General features: G+C 60.1%; 20 protein-coding genes. 10 read left to right on the forward strand and 10 right to left on the reverse strand.

The window, feature by feature from the left end; genetic code table 11:
- Positions 1–108: 108 nt before the first annotated feature.
- The 4 genes from pstB to N8H71_RS04700 all read left to right on the forward strand — a co-directional run bounded on the left by pstB (position 109) and on the right by N8H71_RS04700 (position 4,024).
- Positions 109–942, forward strand: a complete 834-nt coding sequence (gene pstB / locus N8H71_RS04685) for a phosphate ABC transporter ATP-binding protein PstB (protein WP_065258233.1) — start codon at positions 109–111, stop codon at positions 940–942.
- A 71-nt stretch (positions 943–1,013) separates the two neighbouring features.
- Positions 1,014–1,775, forward strand: a complete 762-nt coding sequence (gene phoU, locus N8H71_RS04690) for a phosphate signaling complex protein PhoU (RefSeq protein WP_007954334.1) — start codon at positions 1,014–1,016, stop codon at positions 1,773–1,775.
- 189 nt (positions 1,776–1,964) lie between these two features.
- Complete coding sequence (locus N8H71_RS04695) at positions 1,965–2,918, forward strand: response regulator (protein WP_262193120.1); 954 nt, start codon at positions 1,965–1,967, stop codon at positions 2,916–2,918.
- 209 nt (positions 2,919–3,127) lie between these two features.
- Positions 3,128–4,024, forward strand: a complete 897-nt coding sequence (locus N8H71_RS04700; protein ID WP_262193121.1) for a M23 family metallopeptidase — start codon at positions 3,128–3,130, stop codon at positions 4,022–4,024.
- A 113-nt stretch (positions 4,025–4,137) separates the two neighbouring features.
- On the opposite strand, the gene N8H71_RS04705 is transcribed toward N8H71_RS04700, so the two are convergent.
- From N8H71_RS04705 to phoB, 3 genes are all read right to left on the reverse strand, one after another.
- Positions 4,138–5,478: a hemolysin family protein gene (locus N8H71_RS04705; RefSeq protein ID WP_007954342.1), complete on the reverse strand. Its 1,341-nt coding sequence runs from the start codon at positions 5,476–5,478 to the stop codon at positions 4,138–4,140.
- A gap of 111 nt (positions 5,479–5,589) precedes the next feature.
- Positions 5,590–6,876, reverse strand: coding sequence for a phosphate regulon sensor histidine kinase PhoR (gene phoR, locus N8H71_RS04710; RefSeq protein ID WP_262193240.1), 1,287 nt, complete (start codon positions 6,874–6,876; stop codon positions 5,590–5,592).
- Between the two features lie 74 nt (positions 6,877–6,950).
- Entirely contained in the window at positions 6,951–7,640 is a 690-nt protein-coding gene (phoB, locus tag N8H71_RS04715; RefSeq protein WP_003229608.1) for a phosphate regulon transcriptional regulator PhoB, read from the reverse strand.
- Between the two features lie 151 nt (positions 7,641–7,791).
- On the opposite strand from phoB, the gene N8H71_RS04720 reads away from it, so the two are divergent.
- Positions 7,792–8,175 (forward strand): COG4315 family predicted lipoprotein, encoded by a 384-nt coding sequence (locus N8H71_RS04720; RefSeq protein WP_007954346.1) that lies wholly within the window; start codon positions 7,792–7,794, stop codon positions 8,173–8,175.
- Between the two features lie 127 nt (positions 8,176–8,302).
- On the opposite strand, the gene ubiA is transcribed toward N8H71_RS04720, so the two are convergent.
- Positions 8,303–9,193, reverse strand: coding sequence for a 4-hydroxybenzoate octaprenyltransferase (ubiA, locus tag N8H71_RS04725; protein WP_262193123.1), 891 nt, complete (start codon positions 9,191–9,193; stop codon positions 8,303–8,305).
- Positions 9,193–9,744, reverse strand: a complete 552-nt coding sequence (locus N8H71_RS04730; protein ID WP_262193124.1) for a chorismate--pyruvate lyase family protein — start codon at positions 9,742–9,744, stop codon at positions 9,193–9,195. Before N8H71_RS04730 ends, ubiA begins: the two co-directional genes overlap by 1 nt.
- A 199-nt stretch (positions 9,745–9,943) precedes the next feature.
- Between N8H71_RS04730 and N8H71_RS04735 the strand changes: the two genes are divergently transcribed.
- The 3 genes from N8H71_RS04735 (at position 9,944) to N8H71_RS04745 (ending at position 11,747) form a co-directional block, all read left to right on the forward strand.
- Positions 9,944–10,111, forward strand: a complete 168-nt coding sequence (locus N8H71_RS04735) for a rubredoxin (RefSeq protein ID WP_007954349.1) — start codon at positions 9,944–9,946, stop codon at positions 10,109–10,111.
- A gap of 21 nt (positions 10,112–10,132) precedes the next feature.
- On the forward strand, positions 10,133–11,281 hold the full coding sequence (locus tag N8H71_RS04740; protein ID WP_262193126.1) for an NAD(P)/FAD-dependent oxidoreductase: 1,149 nt from the start codon (positions 10,133–10,135) through the stop codon (positions 11,279–11,281).
- A 190-nt stretch (positions 11,282–11,471) separates the two neighbouring features.
- Positions 11,472–11,747, forward strand: a complete 276-nt coding sequence (locus N8H71_RS04745) for an HU family DNA-binding protein (RefSeq protein WP_003213368.1) — start codon at positions 11,472–11,474, stop codon at positions 11,745–11,747.
- A 99-nt stretch (positions 11,748–11,846) separates the two neighbouring features.
- On the opposite strand, the gene N8H71_RS04750 is transcribed toward N8H71_RS04745, so the two are convergent.
- From N8H71_RS04750 to tssI, 5 genes are all read right to left on the reverse strand, one after another.
- The gene (locus tag N8H71_RS04750; RefSeq protein WP_262193127.1) at positions 11,847–12,791 is read right to left on the reverse strand and encodes a phosphatidate cytidylyltransferase; all 945 of its coding nucleotides are present in this window, start codon (positions 12,789–12,791) and stop codon (positions 11,847–11,849) included.
- A complete protein-coding gene (locus N8H71_RS04755) occupies positions 12,788–13,387 on the reverse strand; it encodes a lysophospholipid acyltransferase family protein (RefSeq protein ID WP_217894436.1) in 600 nt (199 codons plus the stop codon). Before N8H71_RS04755 ends, N8H71_RS04750 begins: the two co-directional genes overlap by 4 nt.
- Positions 13,374–14,006, reverse strand: coding sequence for a CDP-alcohol phosphatidyltransferase family protein (locus tag N8H71_RS04760; RefSeq protein WP_262193128.1), 633 nt, complete (start codon positions 14,004–14,006; stop codon positions 13,374–13,376). The genes N8H71_RS04755 and N8H71_RS04760 overlap by 14 nt, the downstream gene beginning before the upstream one ends.
- Positions 14,007–14,086: 80 nt before the next feature.
- On the reverse strand, positions 14,087–14,758 hold the full coding sequence (locus N8H71_RS04765; protein ID WP_431768301.1) for a DUF2931 family protein: 672 nt from the start codon (positions 14,756–14,758) through the stop codon (positions 14,087–14,089).
- A gap of 10 nt (positions 14,759–14,768) precedes the next feature.
- Positions 14,769–18,110, reverse strand: coding sequence for a type VI secretion system tip protein TssI/VgrG (gene tssI, locus N8H71_RS04770; protein WP_262193130.1), 3,342 nt, complete (start codon positions 18,108–18,110; stop codon positions 14,769–14,771).
- A gap of 715 nt (positions 18,111–18,825) precedes the next feature.
- Here tssI and tssA point away from each other — a divergent pair.
- Both tssA and tssB read left to right on the forward strand, forming a co-directional pair.
- Positions 18,826–20,388: a type VI secretion system protein TssA gene (tssA, locus tag N8H71_RS04775; protein WP_007954369.1), complete on the forward strand. Its 1,563-nt coding sequence runs from the start codon at positions 18,826–18,828 to the stop codon at positions 20,386–20,388.
- A gap of 32 nt (positions 20,389–20,420) precedes the next feature.
- Positions 20,421–20,924: a type VI secretion system contractile sheath small subunit gene (tssB, locus tag N8H71_RS04780; protein ID WP_003229587.1), complete on the forward strand. Its 504-nt coding sequence runs from the start codon at positions 20,421–20,423 to the stop codon at positions 20,922–20,924.
- Positions 20,925–20,940: the final 16 nt, after the last annotated feature.

Raw genomic sequence — 20,940 nt, forward strand, 5'->3', positions numbered from 1 at the left:
CTCGCGAAGGCATCACCGCGGATTCACAGAGACACCGCGTTGCCTGAATCGCCAGCAGGCTGGCTCCCACAAAAAACGAACCGAATTTGTTAGCACAGGGGATCTCCCATGCAGCACGAAACACATACCCACGGCATCAACATGTCTGCCCTGGGCCGCGACAAGCAGAGCCTGAACCTCGAACAGGAAACCGTGGCCATCGAAGTGCCGGGCCTGAGCCTGTTCTACGGCGAGAAACAAGCGCTGTACGACGTCAGCATGAACATCCCGAAACAGCGCGTGACCGCCTTCATCGGCCCGTCCGGCTGCGGCAAGTCCACGCTGCTGCGCACCTTCAACCGCATGAACGATCTGGTGGACGGCTGCCGCGTCGAAGGCGCGATCAACCTGTACGGCAACAACATCTACCGCAAGGGCGAAGACGTGGCCGAGCTGCGTCGCCGGGTCGGCATGGTGTTCCAGAAGCCTAACCCGTTCCCGAAAACCATCTACGAAAACGTGGTCTACGGCCTGCGCATCCAGGGCATCAACAAGAAGCGCATCCTCGACGAAGCCGTCGAGTGGGCACTGAAAGGCGCGGCACTGTGGGACGAAGTGAAAGACCGTCTGCATGACTCGGCCCTCGGCCTGTCCGGCGGTCAGCAACAGCGTCTGGTGATCGCCCGTACCATCGCCGTGGAACCGGAAGTACTGCTGCTCGACGAACCGTGCTCGGCCCTCGACCCGATCTCGACCCTGAAAGTCGAAGAGCTGATCTACGAACTCAAATCCAAGTTCACCATCGTCATCGTGACCCACAACATGCAGCAGGCGGCGCGGGTGTCCGACTACACGGCGTTCATGTACATGGGCAAACTGGTGGAATTCGGCGACACCGATACCCTGTTCACCAATCCGGCCAAGAAGCAGACCGAAGACTACATCACCGGTCGTTACGGCTGACAGTTGCGGGTTATTCACAGAATTGACGCTGCGGCCCGCCGCACCTTACCGGACGCTCCAAGGACGCCAACATGATTAGTAAAGAAGGCCTTACCCATCACATTTCCGCGCAGTTCAACGCCGAACTGGAAGAAGTGCGCAGCCACCTGCTGGCCATGGGCGGGCTGGTCGAGAAACAGGTCAACGACGCGGTCACCGCGCTGATCGAGGCCGACTCGGGCCTGGCCCAGCAAGTGCGCGAGATCGACGACCAGATCAACCAGATGGAACGCAACATCGACGAAGAATGCCTGCGCATTCTGGCTCGTCGTCAGCCGGCGGCCTCCGACCTGCGTCTGATCATCAGCATCTCCAAGTCGGTGATCGACCTTGAGCGCATCGGCGACGAAGCGACCAAGATCGCCCGCCGCGCGATCCAGCTATGCGAAGAAGGTGAAGCGCCGCGCGGTTACGTCGAAGTGCGTCATATCGGTGACCAGGTGCGCAACATGGTCCGCGATGCGCTGGACGCCTTTGCCCGCTTCGACGCCGATCTGGCGCTGTCGGTGGCGCAGTACGACAAGATCATCGACCGCGAATACAAGACCGCCCTGCGCGAGCTGGCGACCTACATGATGGAAGACCCGCGCTCTATTTCGCGGGTCTTGAGCATTATCTGGGTGCTGCGTTCGCTGGAGCGGATCGGCGACCACGCGCGCAACATCTCCGAGCTGGTGATTTACCTGGTACGCGGCACCGATGTGCGCCACATGGGCCTCAAGCGCATGAAGGAAGAAGTTGAAGGGACAAGTGGCGAAACCGCTAATGTTCCGGGCGATGCTGACGATAAGTAAGATTGCCTGAGAAAAGCGCCCGGCCCTTTGGCCGGGCGTTTTTGTTTCTGCTTTTCATGGGCAGATCCGAATTGGAAAGCGAATTAAAAAGCAGCACCCGCGAACGAAAAGTCCCGGCGTGACTGAAGAGTTTTGGCAATGTGCCATCAGCCAGCGTTATGCTTGCCGGGATTTTAATAGGGGTGTTGGATGAGCAAGATCAGTGTGTTGGTCGTGGACGATGCATCGTTCATTCGTGACCTGGTAAAAAAGTGCCTGCGTAATTACTTCCCGGGGATCCGCACCGAGGACGCTATCAACGGCAAGAAGGCCCAGGCCATGCTGGCCAAGGAAGCCTTCGATCTGGTGCTGTGCGACTGGGAAATGCCGGAAATGTCCGGTCTCGAACTGCTGACCTGGTGCCGTGAGCAGGACAACCTCAAGACCATGCCGTTCATCATGGTCACCAGCCGGGGCGACAAGGAAAACGTCGTGCAGGCGATCCAGGCCGGCGTCACCGGTTACGTCAGCAAGCCGTTCACCAACGAGCAACTGCTGACCAAGGTCAAGCAGGCCCTGAACAAGGTCGGCAAGCTCGACACCCTGATGAACAGCGCCCCGACCAAGATGAACTCGGCGTTCGGCAACGACTCCCTGAGCGCGTTGACCGGTGGCAAGGCTGCGGTCGTCGGTTCCGCACCGACCGCTGCGGCAGCCAATCCGTTTGCCAAGCCTGCCGCTGCGGCCCCGGCACCTGCCGCGGCGCCACAGCGTGGCCTGCTCAACAGCCCGCCGGTGAAAGCCCCAGCCTCCAGCGCTCCGGCCGGTGGTCGCGGTCAGGGCCAACTGCGCCTGCCGAGCGGCACCCAGCAATGCGTGATCAAGGCCCTGAGCATCAAGGAAGCGCTGCTGGTGGTGAAACGCACCGACACCCTGCCGCAGATCCTCGACAGCGCCGTGCTGGACCTGGAGCAGGGCGACAACGCCGAAATCGCCCGCCTCAACGGCTACCTGCACGCCGTCGTCGCCCACGAGCCGAAACCCGACAGCGACTGGCTGCAACTGACCTTCCGCTTCGTCGACCAGGACGCGCAGAAGCTCGACTACATCTCCCGCCTGATCGCCCGCGGCACGGCGCAGAAGCACTTCGTTCCGGGCGCGTAATTTACTATCGCCTGATAGACCGCTTTCGCGAGCAAGCTCGCTCCCACATTTGAAATGCGTTCCAATTGTGGGAGCGAGCTTGCTCGCGAAGGGGGCATCACTTGCATCATCAATTTCCAGTCTGCCCAATTTGAAACATCTGTCGACTAGCCTGGTCTGCTTCAGCTGCTAGGCTCATTCCCAGGCCTTACTCGACAGAACTTTTGCCCATGCTCCTGCGCCTGCTGTTTTTCTGTGGTCTGTTCATGGCCTCCACCTCGACTGTGGCCGTGACGATCTACAAATCCACCGATGCCAACGGAGTGGTTTCGTACAGCGACCGTCCGAGCAAAGGCTCTCAGGTGTTCGTGTTTCAGGACCGGATGGTCGAGCGCCTCGAGCGCCAGGTTTATCTCGACATCAAGAAGCAGAAGGGCGCGGACGTCGTGTTCGTGCGCAACGACCTGTACGCGCCGGTCGAGGTTGCACTGGCGTTTACCGGGATGAGCAACGTGCGCGGCGCACCAGCGCAAACGATCCGCCGGGTGTTGCCGGCGCGCAGCAATACGCGGTTGGCGCTGCTGACGGCGGTGTCCGGTGGCAAGCCGCTGGTGTACACGCCGCAGTTCCATTATTCCCTCGGTGACCCGGCTGGCGCGGCTCAGGGCTATCGCTATCCGTTTCCGTGGCGGGGCGGGCCGTTTCGCCTCAGTCAGGGCGCCAATGGCGACTACAGCCACTTCGGGCCGAAGAACAAATACGCGATGGACATCGCCATGCCGGTCGGCACGCCGATCATCGCGGCGCGGGCCGGGGTGGTGGTGAAAACCGAAAATTCCCAGAACGGGCGCGGCAACGATCCGTCCGGCAACTTCGTGCGGATCCTGCACGACGACGGCACGATGGGCGTGTACCTGCATCTCAAACAAGGGTCGGTGAGTGTGCGGGAAGGTCAGCGAGTGGCGGTGGGCAGCCCGCTGGCGCTGTCCGGCAACACCGGCAACAGCAGCGGCCCGCACCTGCACTTCGTCGTGCAGCGCAATACCGGGATGGGGCTGGTGTCGATTCCGTATCAGTTCAACCGGCCGCTGGGGGCGTTGCCCAACTTTGCGTTGGGCAAGCAGTGATGGGGTGTCTGATCTGACGCCTTCGCGAGCAAGCTCGCTCCCACAGGTCTTGCATCGTACTAGTGGGAGCGAGCTTGCTCGCGAAGGGATCGACTGGGTTTGGGATCAGCCAATCAATCCAGCATCAGCACCTTGGCCAGAATGATCTTCGGACCTTTCATCTTCTTGATGATGATCCGCAGGCCTTCGACTTCCAGCACTTCTTCCTCTTCCGGCACCCGTTTCAGGGTTTCGTAGATCAGCCCGGCGAGGGTTTCGGCTTCGATGTGGTCCAGGTCGATCCCCAGCAGGCGCTCGACCTTGAACAGCGGCGTATCGCCCCGTACCAGCAGTTTGCCCGGCTGGTAGGCGAGGATGCCGCGCTCGGCCTTGCGGTGTTCGTCCTGGATGTCGCCGACCAGCACTTCCAGCACGTCTTCCATGGTCAGGTAGCCGATGATGTTGCCGTCGGCTTCTTCAACCACGGCGAAGTGCGAGCCGCCCTTGCGGAACTGTTCCAGCAGCTGCGACAGCGGCATGTGCCGCGACACACGCTCCAGCGGACGGGTCAGTTCGGCGAGGTTGAACGACTCGGGAATGTGATCCAGCGCTGCCAGTTCCAGCAGCAGATCCTTGATGTGCAGCAGGCCGACGAACTCCTTGCGCTCGCTGTCGTACACCGGATAACGGCTGAACTTGTGGCGACGGAACATCGCCAGGATTTCTTTCAGCGGGGCGTTGAATTCGAGGGTGATCAGGTCTTCCCGGGAGTTGGCCCAGTCGACCACTTCCAGTTCGCCCATTTCCACCGCCGAGGCCAGCACGCGCATGCCTTGGTCGCTCGGGTCCTGGCCACGGCTGGAGTGCAGGATCAGTTTCAGTTCTTCGCGGCTGTAATGGTGCTCGTGGTGCGGGCCGGGTTCACCTTGACCCGCGATGCGCAGGATGGTGTTGGCGCTGGCGTTGAGCAGGTAGATCGCCGGGTACATGGCCCAGTAGAACAGATACAGCGGCACCGCCGTCCACAGCGACAGCAATTCGGGTTTGCGGATCGCCCAGGATTTGGGTGCGAGCTCGCCGACCACGATGTGCAGGTAGGAAATGATGAAGAACGCGGTGAAGAACGAGATGCCTTTGACGACCTCGGCCGACTGCACGCCGACCGCGCTCAGCAGCGGTTCGAGGATGTGCGCGAACGCCGGCTCGCCGACCCAGCCCAGGCCGAGGGAGGCGAGGGTGATACCGAGCTGGCACGCCGAGAGGTAAGCATCGAGCTGACTGTGCACCGTGCGCAGGATGTGCCCGCGCCAGCCGTGCTGCTCAGCGATGGCTTCGACCCGGGTCGAGCGCAGTTTGACCATGGCGAATTCCGCCGCAACGAAGAAGCCGTTGAGCAAAACCAGGATCAGAGCGAAAAGAATCATGCCGAAATCGGCGAATATTGTTGCGAGGGACAAGCCAGGGGAAGGGTCCATGATGGAGTTTTGCGGGTTCCGTGTGATTCGAAGGAAAGAAAAATCCGCACCTGAAAGGCAGGCGCAAGTCAGCCAATGTAGCGGCTGACCTGGCGATTGCCTAGTCCGGCATTACTCAGCGGCGCTGATGAGCCGTGCCTGAGCAACCTGCGCCGGGGCGAAATGGCAGGTGAAGGTGCTGCCATGACCGGGCACGCTGCTGATCTCCATCCGCGCGCGATGGCGCAGCAACACGTGTTTGACGATGGCCAGGCCCAGGCCCGTACCGCCGGTGTTGGAGTTGCGGCTGGAGTCGACGCGGTAGAAGCGTTCGGTCAGGCGCGGCAGGTGTTTGCTGTCGATGCCGATCCCGGAATCCTGCACGCTCAGGTGCGCACCCTGATCGTCGCCCCACCAGCGGATGCGGATATTGCCTTCTGCCGGGGTGTATTTGACGGCGTTGAACACCAGGTTGGAAAACGCACTGCGCAGTTCCGCCTCGCTGCCCTTGAGCAGGATGCTGGTGTCGGCTTCCAGGGTGATGCGCTGATTCTTTGAGCCGGACAACTGCTGGGCGTCGCTCTTGATCGACTGCAGCAGAGTGTCGATGTGCACCGGCTGGTTGTCCGACGGGTAATCGGTGGCTTCCAGCTTGGCCAGCAGCAGCAAATCGTTGAGCAGGGTCTGCATGCGTCCGCCCTGTTGCTGCATCTGCTGCAGGGCGCGGCTCCAGCGCGGGTTCACTTCCTCGACGTTGTCGAGCAAGGTTTCCAGGTAGCCGCAGATCACCGTCAGCGGGGTGCGCAGCTCATGGGAGACGTTGGCGATGAAGTCTTTGCGCATCTGTTCCAACTGATGGATGCGCGTGACGTCGCGCACCAGCATCAAGTGTTCGTTGTTGCCGTAGCGCGTGAGGTACAGCTGGATGCGTACGCGATCGTTGGTCGGCGAGGGGATTTCCAGCGGTTCGGCGTAGCTTTCCTGCTCGAAGTATTCCTTGAAACGCGGATGACGCACCAGGTTGGTCACCGGTTGGCCGCTGTCCTGCGGGGTCTTGAGGCCGAGCAGGGTTTCGGCGGCGCGGTTCCACCATTCCAGGTTGCCGTCGCTGTCGAGCATGATCACCGCGTCTTTCAGCGCGGCGGTGGACTCCTGAACGCGGTCGATCACCGCTTGCAGGCGCCCGCGTACCCGTTGGTCGCGGCGTTGCAGGTGGTAGATGCTATCGAACACCTCACCCCACAGACCGTAGCCGTCGGGCGGGGCTTCATCGGGTTGGTGCAGGCGCAGCCATTCGTGCAGGCGCAGCAGTTGCTTGAGCGTCCAGGCCAGGTACAGGCCCAGTCCTGCCGCGAGGCTCCAGCCGTAGTAGCCGGTGATCAGGCCGATCACCAGGCAGCCGGTGACCAGCAACAGCATGTGGCGAATCAGGGTGCCATGCCAGTTTTGGTTCACGGAAAATGCGGTCCTTGTCTGCGGGGCTGGCGCTCGGCTCAGGCTTTGGTGGAAAACCGGTAGCCGGTGCCGCGCACGGTTTGTACCAGATTTTCGTAGGCGTCGCCGAGAGCCTTGCGCAGGCGCCGGATGTGCACGTCGACGGTGCGCTCTTCAACATAGACGTTGCCGCCCCAGACCTGGTCCAGCAACTGGCCACGGGTGTAGGCGCGTTCCTGGTGGGTCATGAAGAATTGCAGCAGACGGTATTCGGTCGGGCCCATCTCGGCCGGGCGGCCATCGATGGTCACGCGGTGGCTGATCGGGTCGAGCAGCAGGCCGCCGACTTCGATTGGCGCTTCGCCATCGGTCGGGCCGGCGCGACGCAGCACGGCCTTGAGGCGTGCCACCAGTTCGCGTGGGGAAAACGGTTTGGTGATGTAGTCGTCGGCGCCGACTTCCAGACCCTGGATCTTGTTGTCCTCTTCGCCTTTGGCGGTGAGCATGATGATCGGGATGTCCCCGGTCAGCTCGTCACGTTTGAGGCGGCGGGCCAGCTCGATGCCGGAGGTGCCGGGAAGCATCCAGTCGAGCAGGATCAGGTCCGGTTTACGGTCGACGATAATGGCGTGCGCCTGCTGCGAGTTCTCTGCCTCGAGGCAGTCATAGCCGGCCATTTCCAACGCAACGGCGATCATTTCGCGAATGGGCGCTTCGTCGTCGACGATCAGAATGCTCCTGCCAACCATGCCTTAATCCTCTTGTCATTTAACTGTCTTGCGCCGCATTAGATAACGGAATTATTGCAGTCGTGTGACAGTATTTTAGTCCGGCGGCGATTGTGCAAATCCTGAACTAAGCTCTAAGTCCGAATCCTGACAACCACAAGAGAAGGTTTCCATGACTCAAATGACTGCTTCCTTTAAAGCTCTGTTGATGGCTGCCGCCCTGACTCTGCCTGGACTGGCGATGGCGGCCGAGCCGGCCATGATGAAAGACGGCATGATGGTCGACCACAAGGGCATGACGCTCTACACGTTCGACAAGGACAGTGGCGGCAAGTCGATGTGCAACGGCGATTGCGCCAAGAACTGGCCACCGCTGATGGCGCCGGCGGACGCGAAGGCTGAAGGCAAATGGACAGTCATCAAACGTGATGACGGCATGATGCAGTACGCCTACGACGGCAAGCCGCTGTACACCTTTGTGAAGGATGCCAAGCCGGGCGATATGACCGGCGACAAGATGAAGGACGTGTGGCACGTGGTTCACGAGCACAAATAAACGCAAATCCCCTGTGGGAGCGAGCCTGCTCGCGAAGACGTCTTTTCAGTCAGCCTATGTGGCAACTGACCCAACGCTTTCGTCGGATCGCCGCCCGGAGCAAGCTCGCTCCCACAGGTTCTGTGGATCAGCGCAACGCGTAATCCAGCACGATCCCGACGAAAATCGCCAGCCCGGCCCAGTGGTTGTGCAAAAACGCCTTGAAGCAGCGCATCCGGTCCCGGTCGCGGGTGTACCAGAATTCCCACGCATAGCACCCGGCCGCCACCAGCAGGCCGAGGTGGAACCAGATCCCCAGCTCGAATTTCGACCCCGCCAGTAGCAGACAGCCCAGCGACAGTACCTGCAAGGTCAGGATGATCACTCGGTCCGCTTCGCCGAACAGGATCGCCGTGGATTTCACGCCGATCTTCAGGTCATCGTCGCGGTCGGTCATCGCGTAATAAGTGTCGTAGCCCACCGTCCACAGCAGGTTGGCGATCCACAGCAGCCACGCCGTCGCCGGCAGCTCACCGGTTTCAGCGGTGAACGCCATCGGCATCCCCCAGGAAAACGCCGCACCCAGCACCACCTGCGGGTAATAGGTGTAGCGCTTCATGAACGGATAGGTGAACGCCAGCGCCAGACCGCCCAGCGACAGCCAGATCGTCGCCGCGTTGGTGCACAGCACCAGCAGGAAACTCACGCCCATCAGCAGGGCGAAGAACACCAGCGCCTCTTTCGAACTGATCCTGCCGGCAGCGATAGGCCGCTGCGCAGTGCGTTTGACGTGGCCGTCAACCTTGCGGTCGGCCCAGTCGTTGATCACACAGCCACCGGCACGGGTCAGCACCACGCCGAGGACGAAAATCACGATATTGGCCAGGGATGGCGAACCTTTACCGGCAATCCATAGCGCCCAGAGCGTCGGCCACAGCAGCAGGTAAATGCCGATCGGCTTGTCCATCCGGGTCAGCTGGATGAAGTCCCAGGCGCGCGGGTTCAGGCGATTCAGGGATTTGAGCAGGCTTTGGTACATCAGCAGTTCTCCGGACGGGCGCGGACGGCCTCCCACAGCGTAGGCAGGAAAATCTCCGCCACCAGTACGCTCAAGGCACCACGGTCGAAACGCGAACGCCGTCCCCACAGGCCAGCAGCCCGGGAACCTTCTGGCAGCCAGTGTTCGGGGTAATGGCAGACTTCGATGGCGCGTCGCTGGAAGGCATGATCGCAGAACAGCAGTTCACCCAGCGAGCGGCTGCCCAGTTCATCCATGTGCAAGCCGTCGCCCTGCAAGGCACTGCGCGACGCCACGCTGCGGGCGAACACCCAGGCCTCGCCATGCCCGCGCAGGTACACCTCGCGCACCCAGCCTTCGCTGCCTTCGGCCAGGTCCAGCGCTGAGCATTCGTCGTCGCGCAGGGTCTGCCAGCCTTCGAACAGTGGCGTCACGCTGAAGCCGTCATCGGACAGGCGCGTCAGCCGGCGGGTCAGGGAGCCTTCGTCGAACAGCCAGTCGAGCGTGGATGTGTCGGGGAGGGGTGTCAGTTCGCTTTGCGGGCGCCACAGCGGAGCGTTTGTGTGTTGCACAATGAGTCATTATTGGCAGCAAATGAGGCGGCGAGCTTACCATGGCGAGCCGCGAGTTTGATTGATCCGGGTCGCCGCTGCGCCGAACAGGCTTGCATCTGCCCGGCCCGATCAGTACAAAACGCCCTGAGCCGGACGGCAGCGCTGCACCATCGACCGTCCGCGCCGGCTAAAGCCTGAACCCTGAGGAAGTACCTGAATGAAAAAGTGGCAATGTGTGGTCTGCGGCCTGATCTATAACGAAGCCGACGGCTGGCCGGACGACGGCATCGCGCCGGGCACCCTGTGGCAGGACGTGCCGGAAGACTGGCTGTGCCCGGACTGCGGTGTCGGCAAGATGGACTTCGAAATGATCGAAATCAACTGAGAAAACACTGAGGAGTAGGGCATGAGCGCACCTGTCGTAATCGTTGGCACCGGGCTTGCGGGTTACAACCTGGCCCGCGAGTTTCGCAAACTCGATGGCGAAACCCCGTTGCTGCTGATTACTGCCGATGACGGTCGCTCCTACTCCAAGCCGATGCTGTCCACCGGCTTCGGCAAGAACAAGGACGCCGACGGCCTGAGCATGGCCGAGCCGGGCGCCATGGCCGAGCAGTTGAAGGCCGAAGTCCGCACCCACACCCGCATCAGCGGCATCGATCCGGGCCACAAGCGGTTGTGGATTGGCGAGGAAGCGGTGAGCTATCGCGACCTGATCCTCGCCTGGGGCGCCGAAACCGTGCGCGTGCCGATCGAAGGCGACGGCGGGGATCTGGTGTTCCCGATCAACGATCTCGAAGACTACGCGCGCTTTCGCGCTGCTGCGGCCGGCAAGCGCCGGGTGCTGCTGCTCGGTGCCGGGCTGATCGGCTGCGAGTTCGCCAATGACCTGATTCTGGGCGGCTACGAAGTGCAACTGGTTGCACCCTGCGAACAGGTGATGCCGACCCTGCTGCATCCCGCTGCGGCCGCTGCGGTGCAGGCCGGACTGGAAAGCCTCGGTGCGCGATTCCACCTCGGCCCGGTGCTGACCCGCCTGCAAAAAGTCGTGGATGGGCTGGAAGCGCACCTGTCCGACGGCCAGGTTATCCCTTGCGATGTGGTGGTCTCGGCCATCGGCTTGCGCCCGCGGATCGATCTGGCGGCGGCTGCCGGTATCCAGACCAATCGCGGCGTGGTGGTTGACCGTCATCTGCAAACCTCTCACGCCAATATTTACGCCCTGGGCGACTGCGCCGAGGTCGACGGGCTGAATCTTCTGTACGTCATGCCCCTCATGAGTTGTGCGCGAGCGCTGGCACAAACCCTGGCCGGCAACCCGACCGTGGTGAACTACGGGCCGATGCCGATCACCGTGAAAACTCCGGTCTGCCCGCTGGTGGTTTCCCCGCCGCCACGGGGCCGCGAGGGTGTCTGGACGGTCGAAGGGCAGGGGGCCGACGTGAAGGTGCTGTGCCACGACGCGCAAGGGCAATTGCTCGGTTATGCCCTGACCGGCGCGGCGGTGATGGAAAAACTCGCGTTGAACAAACAGCTTCCGGCCCTTCTGGCGTAAATACCGGTCGTTCTGTCGGAATCACCCCGCTTTTGCCCCCACAAAGGTCTCGGGGAGACTGGCGCCGCCCTTAACCGCGTGCCATCCTCACTCCCGTCTGCCGCAGAGTAGAGCCTGCGGCGCCTTGGGCGCTGTTCCAACGAGAACAGCACGGACATAACAACAAAAAACCGTCAAAGGGGCTTCACTAATGCGTAAACCAGAACTCGCCGCTGCAATCGCTGAAAAAGCGGATCTGACCAAAGAGCAGGCCAACCGCGTTCTCAACGCCGTTCTCGAAGAAATCACCGGCGCCCTGCACCGCAAGGACAGCGTCACGCTCGTCGGTTTCGGCACCTTCCTGCAACGCCACCGCGGTGCCCGCACCGGCAAAAACCCGCAAACCGGTGAACCGGTGAAGATCAAGGCCAGCAACACCGTTGCGTTCAAGCCAGGCAAATCGTTGAAAGACAGCGTCAATCCATAATTGCAGCGAATGCCCGGTCAACCGGGTGCGCTGTATAAAAAATGGGCATACCGATTGCGGTCGGATGCCCATTTTTTGTGCCCGATGATTGGGGCTGGATCAGACCGAGAAGAAGTAACGTGTCAGGTGAAAGAAGATCGGCGCGGCGAAACAGATCGAGTCCATCCGGTCGAGCATCCCGCCGTGGCCCTTGATCATCGTGCCCCAGTCCTTGGCGCTCAGGCTGCGTTTGATCGCCGACATGACCAGGCCGCCGAGGAACCCCATCACCACGATGACCAGCGACATCAGCAGTGACTGCCAGAAGTTGAACGGTGTCATCCAGAACATGCAGCCGCCGATCAGCGTGGCGGACAGCCCTCCGCCAACCAGCCCTTCTACGGTCTTGGACGGGCTCACCAGCGGCGCAACCTTGCGTTTGCCGAAGAGCTTGCCGAACACGTACTGCAACACGTCGCTCATCTGCACCACGAACACCAGGTAGAACAGCAGCAGGGCGTTCTGACCCTGGAACCCCTGCAGATCCAGCAACAACAGCGCCGGCGCATGGCTGATGCAGTAGATGCAGATCATCACCCCCCACTGAATCTTCGCCGTGCGCTCCAGAAAGCCCTCGGTGTCCTGGCTCAGCACGGCGATCGCCGGCAGCAGCAGGAACGCATAGACCGGCACCAGCAGCGTAAACATCGAGTACCAATGGGTGCCGATGAGCAGGTATTGCAGCGGGATCAGAATGAAAAACGCCGAAAACAGCGCGTTATGGTCACCGCGCGCCGTGGGTGTCAGGGTGATGAACTCGCGTAGCGCAAACAGTGAAATGAAGCCGAATAGCACCACCGTCGCGTTTGGGCCCAGCAGCCAGGAGACGAAGAAGATAATCACCATCCCCCACCACGCGTTCACGCGCTGGTTGAGGTTTTCGATGGTCGCGATCGAGCTTTCGCTCTTGGCGCGTCTGGCCAGTACGCCGCCAATGAGCGAAGCCACCGCCAGCAACCCGGCGATGGCCGCGAAGAACCACAGGAACTTGGTTTCCAGACTCATTTCGACAACCTCACGATGGCGTCACGCGCCCGTTCCAGAAACACCTGTTTTTCCTCGCCTTCTATCCTTTGCAGCGGATCGCCGATGCGGATTGTGCAGATGATGGGCAGCGGCACATGTTTGCCTTTTGGCATCGAGCGATGCAGGTTTTCCAGATAGATCGGCACCAGATCGACGTCGGGAAAGGTCTCGGCCAGGCGGAAGATTCCGGATTTGAATTCCCCCGGCAGCGCCTGGGTGGAACGGGTGCCTTCGGGGAAAATGATGATCGAGTGGCCGGCCCGTACCACATCGAAGATCGGCTCCAGCACATTGGTGCCCGGTGCCGGATTGCGTTCGATCAGTACTGCGTTCAGGCCTTTCTGCGAGATGTACGACAGAAAGCGGTTCTTGCCCCAGTAGTCGGCGGCCGCCACCGGTTTCACGTTCAACCGGGCTTCCGGCGGCAATGCGGCGATGATCGCCAGCGTGTCCATGTGGCTGGTGTGGTTGGCGTAGTAGATACGCTGGCGCGTGAGGTCCGGCGGGCTTTCCCAGCGGGCGGTCACGCCGATCAAGAAGCGCAGCACCGAAATCAGCGCATTACTGATCCACATGGGCATTCCCCTTCAGTTGTCTGGCGATGGCCAGGGTGCGCGTCACACAGGTGGCGACGGAGCCAAGGGCGATGATCACCAGCGCGATCAGCAAAGCGTAGTGGGTCGCGTAGTAAATGGTTTCGAACACGTTCAACAGCAGCGCCACGGTCATCACCGCCATCCGGTGCTGCTTGGCCATCGGCCCTATGAAGCTCTGCGTGAGCCCTAGAGCGCCGCCGAACACACGGACATACGCTGTCAGCGCAGCGGCCAATGCTGCGAACCAGCCAAGGTCGGACTGGCCGATGGCAAAACCCAAGCCGACGATCAGCAGGCTGTCCGCGACCCGATCCGGAAACTCGTTGTACAGGCTGCCAACGGCCGATTGCTTGCCGCCTTCGATCGCCACCATCCCGTCGAACAGATTGCACAGCAGCCGCAGTTGAATGCCGACGATGCACAAGATCGAACCGGCCACGCCGTTGTCGATGTACAGCGTCACCGCGCCGAACAGCGCGAAGAGCATGCTGATGACGGAGATCTGGTTGGGAGAAATGTCCCGCTTGACCAGTTCATCCGTGAAGCGTTTCGCCCAGCCCGCCGAGCGGGTCTTGATGGGCCGTCTGTTTTCATCCATTTACCAATGTCCGTATCAGTGATGAGTTGCAATGGGTTGTATTGTGGTCGCTGGCGGTAGACGATGCTCGGCAATCGAGGTCACCAGGAGTCGTAGGGGATGCCGTATTTTTCGATGTAGGCCTTGGATTCTTCATGGAGCGGTCGATGTCTTCCGTTGGACCTCCCATCGTAGGGGCCTTTGGGGTTGATCGTGGCCTGGACTCGCATGATTTCGGTTGACCGAAGACATCGACCGCGTAACCAGACCTTGGCGATACCGCCTGGCGCGAGGCCGATGACCACCATGTTTCGGTAATCCGTAATCCATTTGCCGTCTGCCCCACAGAAAGCTTTTTCACTCTTGAGCATGACTTGGCGCGCCGACTCCGGGATCTCTATGTAGGCTTCGTAGGTTTGCGGCTCGGCCATGGACTGCCAGCGCACGTAGACCAGACGTGGCAGTGCGGCGCCGGTGACATATCGGCCTTTACCTGCCGCACTTTCCGGCCACCCTATCGGTTTCCCCCGAAACTTGGCGGGTACACCTTTACTGAGTGGCCGAGGGTAGGAAATGGCCGGAATTCCAAAGGCTGCGCCTCGAAACACGTGCTTGTTGACGTCCACAACGTCGGCAGTTTCGATCCAGACCTCCATGTAATCGGGAGCAAAAAATCTGAGCATCCAGCCGTCGTAAGGCAGTGATTTTCTGTCGGCGAACGCGCAGCCGCCGAGCAACACAGCCAATGTCAGCGCAAAGAAAATCTTTAGCATGTACGAGTTCTCACGCATTGGGGTGCACCACACGAGCAGACTTGTCGGCGGGGCGATTGATAAACAGGATGTTCAGCCCGGTTTCGTTGAATCCCTTTGCAGCATTCCAGTTGGATGACAGATGAATGTAGCGTTGAGCGAGTAGCGCTTGTTCGTTCAGGCTCAGATCGATACTGCGGGTTTCGCCCAGCGCATATGTCATCAATTTCTTGGCGATACCTTTGAGCTCTTCTGGCAACACGTATTTCTGATCTTCTTCATCAATTGTCTGGAACTCGACCCCGTGCCGGGTCGCCAGCTCCCGCATGATTCGCAGGTAAATCAGAGACAGGTCATTGCGCACGACTCGTTCGCTGTAGACCGCTGCATAGACATTTTTTGATTTGCGCCGATCGCCCTTGACGTTGCTGACCGTTTCCACCGCCCAGGTTTTAACCTGAAGCGTCAGCCCATAGTGATGCAGTTGGTCCTGAAGCCTGCCGAGTTCTTGCTCAGCCAATCGATAAGCGTTGGTCGACGATGAAGGGGTATTAAAGTCCACGTCGCGACTGCAGCGCGGCTTGCTAAGCAGTACCCGTTCGACAAGATTCGGTAAGTACCCGCCGCCCAAGTCGGAGTGGACGCCCGGCAACACAATGTCGGCGTTTCCGGCGCTGTTGAGCGAAAAGTTGTGACGGCGTTCGTCCCGGGCAACCAGGTGCACAACTTTCTTCGCAATGTCCGGCGCCAGATACAGATTGACGCCGGGGTTGTTGGCGTCATGGACGCTGAAATCGCCGTCAGCCATGCTGCCTATGGCGGCAGCGGTGTCGAAGATGCCGATGAAGTTGATGCTAACGTCAATGTTCGTCCGCCAAGCGAAACCCTCAAGGAACAATGACGAGTTTGCCGGTATTAACTGTGCCAGTGGACTTTGCTCGCCCTTCATCACTTCATTGGCAAAATGCCTCGCGGCAGCCGCGCCGCGACTGAAGCCGAAGATGTCGAACTGAACTGTCTTAACCTTCCGGATTGGGTTTTCCGACTTGAAAATATCAATTCCTTCAAAGATGCGCGCTGGGCTCTGTTTGACTTTCGCCAATACTCCTTGTGCACCTGTGCCGGTCATTTGCGAGAAAACCGAGTCGTCCTGATTACCGCTTGTACCGATGCCATCAAGGTAGATCGGGATGTATGCGATAGTTTCGTCCTCAGACAGTTGCCGGTTCTGATCATCTTTATACAACCCATACAACCTCGCGATATTGCTCGCATCATTCCCGTAACTGTTATCCGGCACATTGCCCTGTCCGTCATAACCATGCATCTGGCAGAACCGTTGAATGTCCTCGGCTTCCTTCTCAAGATTCACATCCCGCGCATAGCAACCTTTCACCTGTTCGCTGTTGAACAAATTGTTCCCCGTCCCATCGAAAAACACGCCGATCCGCAAGGTGATGCCGGCAGGCGTTTCATCCTCCAGTTCGACCTCTTCCTCCTCTTCTTCGAGTTCGGCGACTTCCGGGTCTTTATTGGAGGAAGCCGTCAGTCCGGCCGCCAAGGTTCCCGCCATTGCGGCTTCTGGATGGTCAGCGGCTCCGCTGGCGGATGACTTGCCGCCCGGCAAAATCTCGGTACTGCTGAAGATCCCGTCACTGTCGATCACGATGTGATGACCGCCCGCTTTCAGCGTGATACTGGCGCCCGCATCCAGCACTACGCTGGCGCCGGCCTTGATCTGCACCTGTTGGCCCGCCTCGACGGAGATGACTTTTCCCGCAGTCGTCTGGCTGCTGCAGTTGATGGTTTCCCATCGGTCGCGCCCGACCTCCAGCCGGCTGTCGTGGAGAATCTGGCGCTCCATGTCGCGCTGGGCGCGCAGGTAGATCAGTTCCAGTCCGGCGCGGTCCTCAATCGTCAGTTCGCTGTAGCCGCCGGAGTCGGGCGAACTGCGGCTGCGCAAAACGGTTCGGGTCTTGTGCTCGGGCAGCTTGTAAGGCGCGGGCGTGACCTTGTTGATTGCGCAGCCGGTAATCAGCGGTTGGTCCGGATCACCTTCCAGAAAGGTCACCACCACTTCCATGCCGACGCGGGGCAGGGTGACCGCACCAAAGCCGTTTCCGGCCCAACTCGACGACACCCGAACCCAGCAACTGCTGCGTTCACTGTTGAACTCTGCGCGATCCCAGTGGAATTCGACTTTTACCCGACCGAATTCATCGCAGTAGATCTCTTCGCCTTTGGGCCCTGTGACACGAGCCGTCTGGCTGACCAACGGGGGCCGGCGCGCAGGCAATGGCGGACGGAAAACCACCTCGGCCGGAATCGCCCGGAAGGTGTTGCGATAACCCTGGGTAAAGCCATCGGCGGATTTGATTTCGAGGCTGGCGTCTTCCTCCAGCACCTGGGGCTGGCGCCCGATATGGGTGACGCCGAGGAGCAGCCACAGAGCGTTGCATTTCTGGCGCGGGTGTTCGGTCAGCTCGAACAGGTGGCCGCAGCGCAGGGTCGTCTGGTTGCTTTGACCCTCGGCCAGTTCATAGTCGGCACGATGTCGTTCCAGGCCTTGACGGACCAGTTGCTTGCCGCGCTTCTGGTTTTCCAGCGGTAACGGGTATCGATAGTCCTCAAGCGTCGGCGTGAACCCGGCGCTGAAGCGGCTTTCGAGCAGAAGCGTCGGTCGCTTCAGGTCGTAAGCACGTCGTGTGACCTGGCTTGTCCGGGTGGTGGCGCGCAGGAAAAACCCGTTGACCACCGGATGCTCCGGGACCATCCCGCTGTCTCGTCGGTAAGGCGTGGAGCGCAATGTCGGCAAGAAGACCACGTCATCGGTGAACACCAGCAAGTGGCCTTGTACCGAGTGCTGGTGGTGCCATGCGATCCCCTCTTCGCCACACAGACGCTGAATGAATTCGAAATCGCTTTCGCCGTATTGGGTGCAGTAGTCGCGCACCGCAACGGACTGGACATGGAAGGTGAACGCATCGGCGAGGATGCCGTGCCGCTTCAGTATTTGCGTGACGATCTGCGGGACGGTCTGACCCTGGTAGATCCGCTGATCGTGACTGAACTGCAAGTAGTGAAGGCTCGGCACCAGCGTCAGGCAATATCGGGTCAACCGCTTGCCCGATTCACCGGTCAGCACTTCTTCGATGCGCCCGTGAATGCCTTCGCCTTTCAGACCAAACCGCAGGAAGGCCGGCTGACCGAGCAGACTTTCCATGTCGCGATCAGGGTCTTCGCTGACCAGCTCGACGCGAAGGGCATAAAGGGTGCTGATGACTTCAGCGCCTTCGAAAAACAGTACTTTGAAGGTGTGTCGAATGGCAGGTATCTGCAGTGAAAAGTGCGCAGAACTGACAGCTTCAGACATACGCTTGTCCTTAAGCAGAGAGGGAAAACCGGCGTGATGTCGAAACCCTCCCTGGTCAGCGCACGCGAACATTGGCCGGCACGCTAACAAGGCATGAAACAGATTTATGTAAGAAGAATCGCTTGTTTAAGTCAGATCGTTCCGCGTTGTAAAACTGCGCGAAAATGTGGGAAATGGCTGTGGGAAAGTGACTGATGGTGATTAAGAACCAGTGCAATAATCCTGATCGGCAAGGGCTCAAACACAATTAAATATATAAGGTGCCATCAATCTGATGGCACTTTTATTGTTCTCAGATGTCGCCAGTCATTTGTTAATAGATGACGGTGTATTTTCGGAAGCGTCCTACTTCATTTTTTTTCCGGTTTTGTCATGCTTTCTTCTCTTACTTATGGGACGGTCGTGCAAATGCTTTTGGTTGGATTGTCCAGCCGCTCTGGGCCAATGGTTTTGGGGTGGCGTGGCACGAGCGCGAAATATAAGCGGGTATCAGGGAAACCCTTGTCACATATAGGGCGATCTCCTACAGAACCCAATGAACACTTCGTCTTGTTGTTTAATCAGATGCTTGCTAGTGGCCATCATAGTGATTACGATGCGCCCACTTGAAAGAGCACACACTCAATTGGATGAGTCTTCTCACTGCTCTTCGATACTGTCCCGCGCCGCTGCAATTCCAATAGGCGCACGACCGTAATCCAAATAAAGGCCATGGATGTCCTACTCAAGCAAACTTTCCGCCCATTACCTCGAACTCGCTAAAGTCTCTGTTTCCAAAGAGAATTTTGCGGGCGAAGACGTTCGTTTCTCGAGCGAATTCGAGGCCCTGGAAAGCGAGCTGGCCAAAGCCTCGTCGATGCACGAAAGCGGGCAGATCGACTGGCTGAAAATTCGCGAAAACAGCGAAAATCTCCTGCGTACCCAATCCAAGGATTTGCGTGTCGGTGCCTGGCTGACCTGGTCGCTTTACCAGCGTGAATCCTTCCCCGGCCTGCTGGCCGGCCTCGGTTTGCTGCACCACTTGTCGGAAAACAACTGGGCCGAGGTTCATCCGCTCAAACCCCGCACCCGAGCCGCCGCCATTGGCTGGCTGGTGCCGCGTCTTGAGCAGGTCATCACCGAAAACATCGCGATCAAGGAACAGCTGCCGATGTTCCGGCAGTTGTCCGAGCACCTGTCCGGTCTCGACGCTGCCTGCACTGAACATCTGGGCGATGATGCGCCGCTGCTGCTGCCGCTCTCCCGCCGACTGAAAACCATGATCCAGCGCGCTGCCGACAACCAGCCGGCCCCCGGCGTGGTGGGCGCGGCTGTGGCGCAGGTCAAGCAGGCCGCCAGCCAGTTGCTGGCGCCCGGCGCGCCGATCGACAACGAGAAAGAAGCCCACAAGGCTCTGCGCGCCCAGCAGGAAAGCGCCCGCCCGTTGTGCGCCTGGTGGCTCAAGCAGAAAGCCACCGACCTGCGCGCCCTGCGCCTCAACCGCACCTTGCTGTGGATGACGATCGACGCTGTGCCTGAGCGCAATGCCGAGCAGATCACCGTGCTGCGCGGGTTGCCGGTCGACAAGCTGAAGCAGTATCAGGACCGTTTCGATCAGGGCAAATACGCCGACCTGCTGGTGGAACTGGAGGCGAGCCTGGCGAAGGCGCCGTTCTGGTTCGATGGCCAGAGGATGGTCTGGGAGTGTCTCCAGAACCTCAACGCCGAGCTGGCCATGCGCGAAGTGGAAATCCACTTCGCGCTTTTGATTCAGCGCCTGCCCGGCATCATCGAACTGCGTTTCCATGACGGCGCACCGTTCGCCGATCCGTCCACCCGGGCGTGGATCGCCGGCAACGTCATGCCGCACCTGCAAAGCGCCAGCGCGCCGCGCAAGGTCGAGACCGAGAACGTCGAAACCCAACCGGCCTGGGAAAAGGCCCTGGAAGAAGTCCAGCCGATCTTGCGCAAGGAAGGCCTCAAGCCTGCCGTGCAGATCCTCAAGCAGGGCCTGCAATCGGCACACGGCGGTCGCGAACGCTTTTTCTGGCAGTTCGCCCTCGCGCGGCTGTGCTTCCTGGCCAAGAAATACGAACTCGCCAAGAACCAGCTCGAAACCCTCGATCAGACATTACAGGACTCAGGCCTGCACGCCTGGGAGCCCGATCTTGCATTGGAAGTGCTGCACCTGCTGCACAGTTGCTGCGAGTTGTTACCGCAGAACCATGCCGTACGTGAACGCAAGGAAGAGATTTATCGCAGGCTGTGCCACCTCGATCTCGAAGTGGTACTCGAATAGGCCCCAGGGCCACAACCGCAAGGAGAAAAGCCATGGCCAAAGAAGGCTCGGTAGCCCCCAAGGAACGCATCAACGTCACCTTCAAACCCGCCACCGGCGGTGCTCAGGAAGAGATTGAACTGCCGCTGAAGCTGCTGGCAATCGGTGACTACACCCACCGCAAGGACGATCGCAAGATCGAGGATCGCAAGCCGATCAGCATCGACAAGATGACCTTCGACGAAGTGCTGGCCAAGCAAGAGCTGGGTCTGACGCTGAGCGTGCCGAACCGTCTGCAGGAAGATGGCGAGGCCGACGAGCTGGCTGTGCAACTGCGCGTCAACTCCATGAAGGACTTCAACCCGGCCAGCCTGGTCGAGCAAGTGCCTGAGCTGAAAAAACTGATGGAACTGCGCGACGCGCTGGTGGCCCTCAAAGGCCCGCTGGGTAACGCACCTGCGTTCCGTAAAGCCATCGAAGGCGTGCTCGCCGACGACGAATCCCGCGGTCGCGTACTCGGTGAGCTGGGCCTGAACGCCGCAGCCCCGGACGCTTGAGACTCCAGCAGCCAAG

It is taken from the genome of Pseudomonas koreensis, assembly GCF_025447595.1.
Taxonomy (GTDB): domain Bacteria; phylum Pseudomonadota; class Gammaproteobacteria; order Pseudomonadales; family Pseudomonadaceae; genus Aquipseudomonas; species Aquipseudomonas koreensis_H.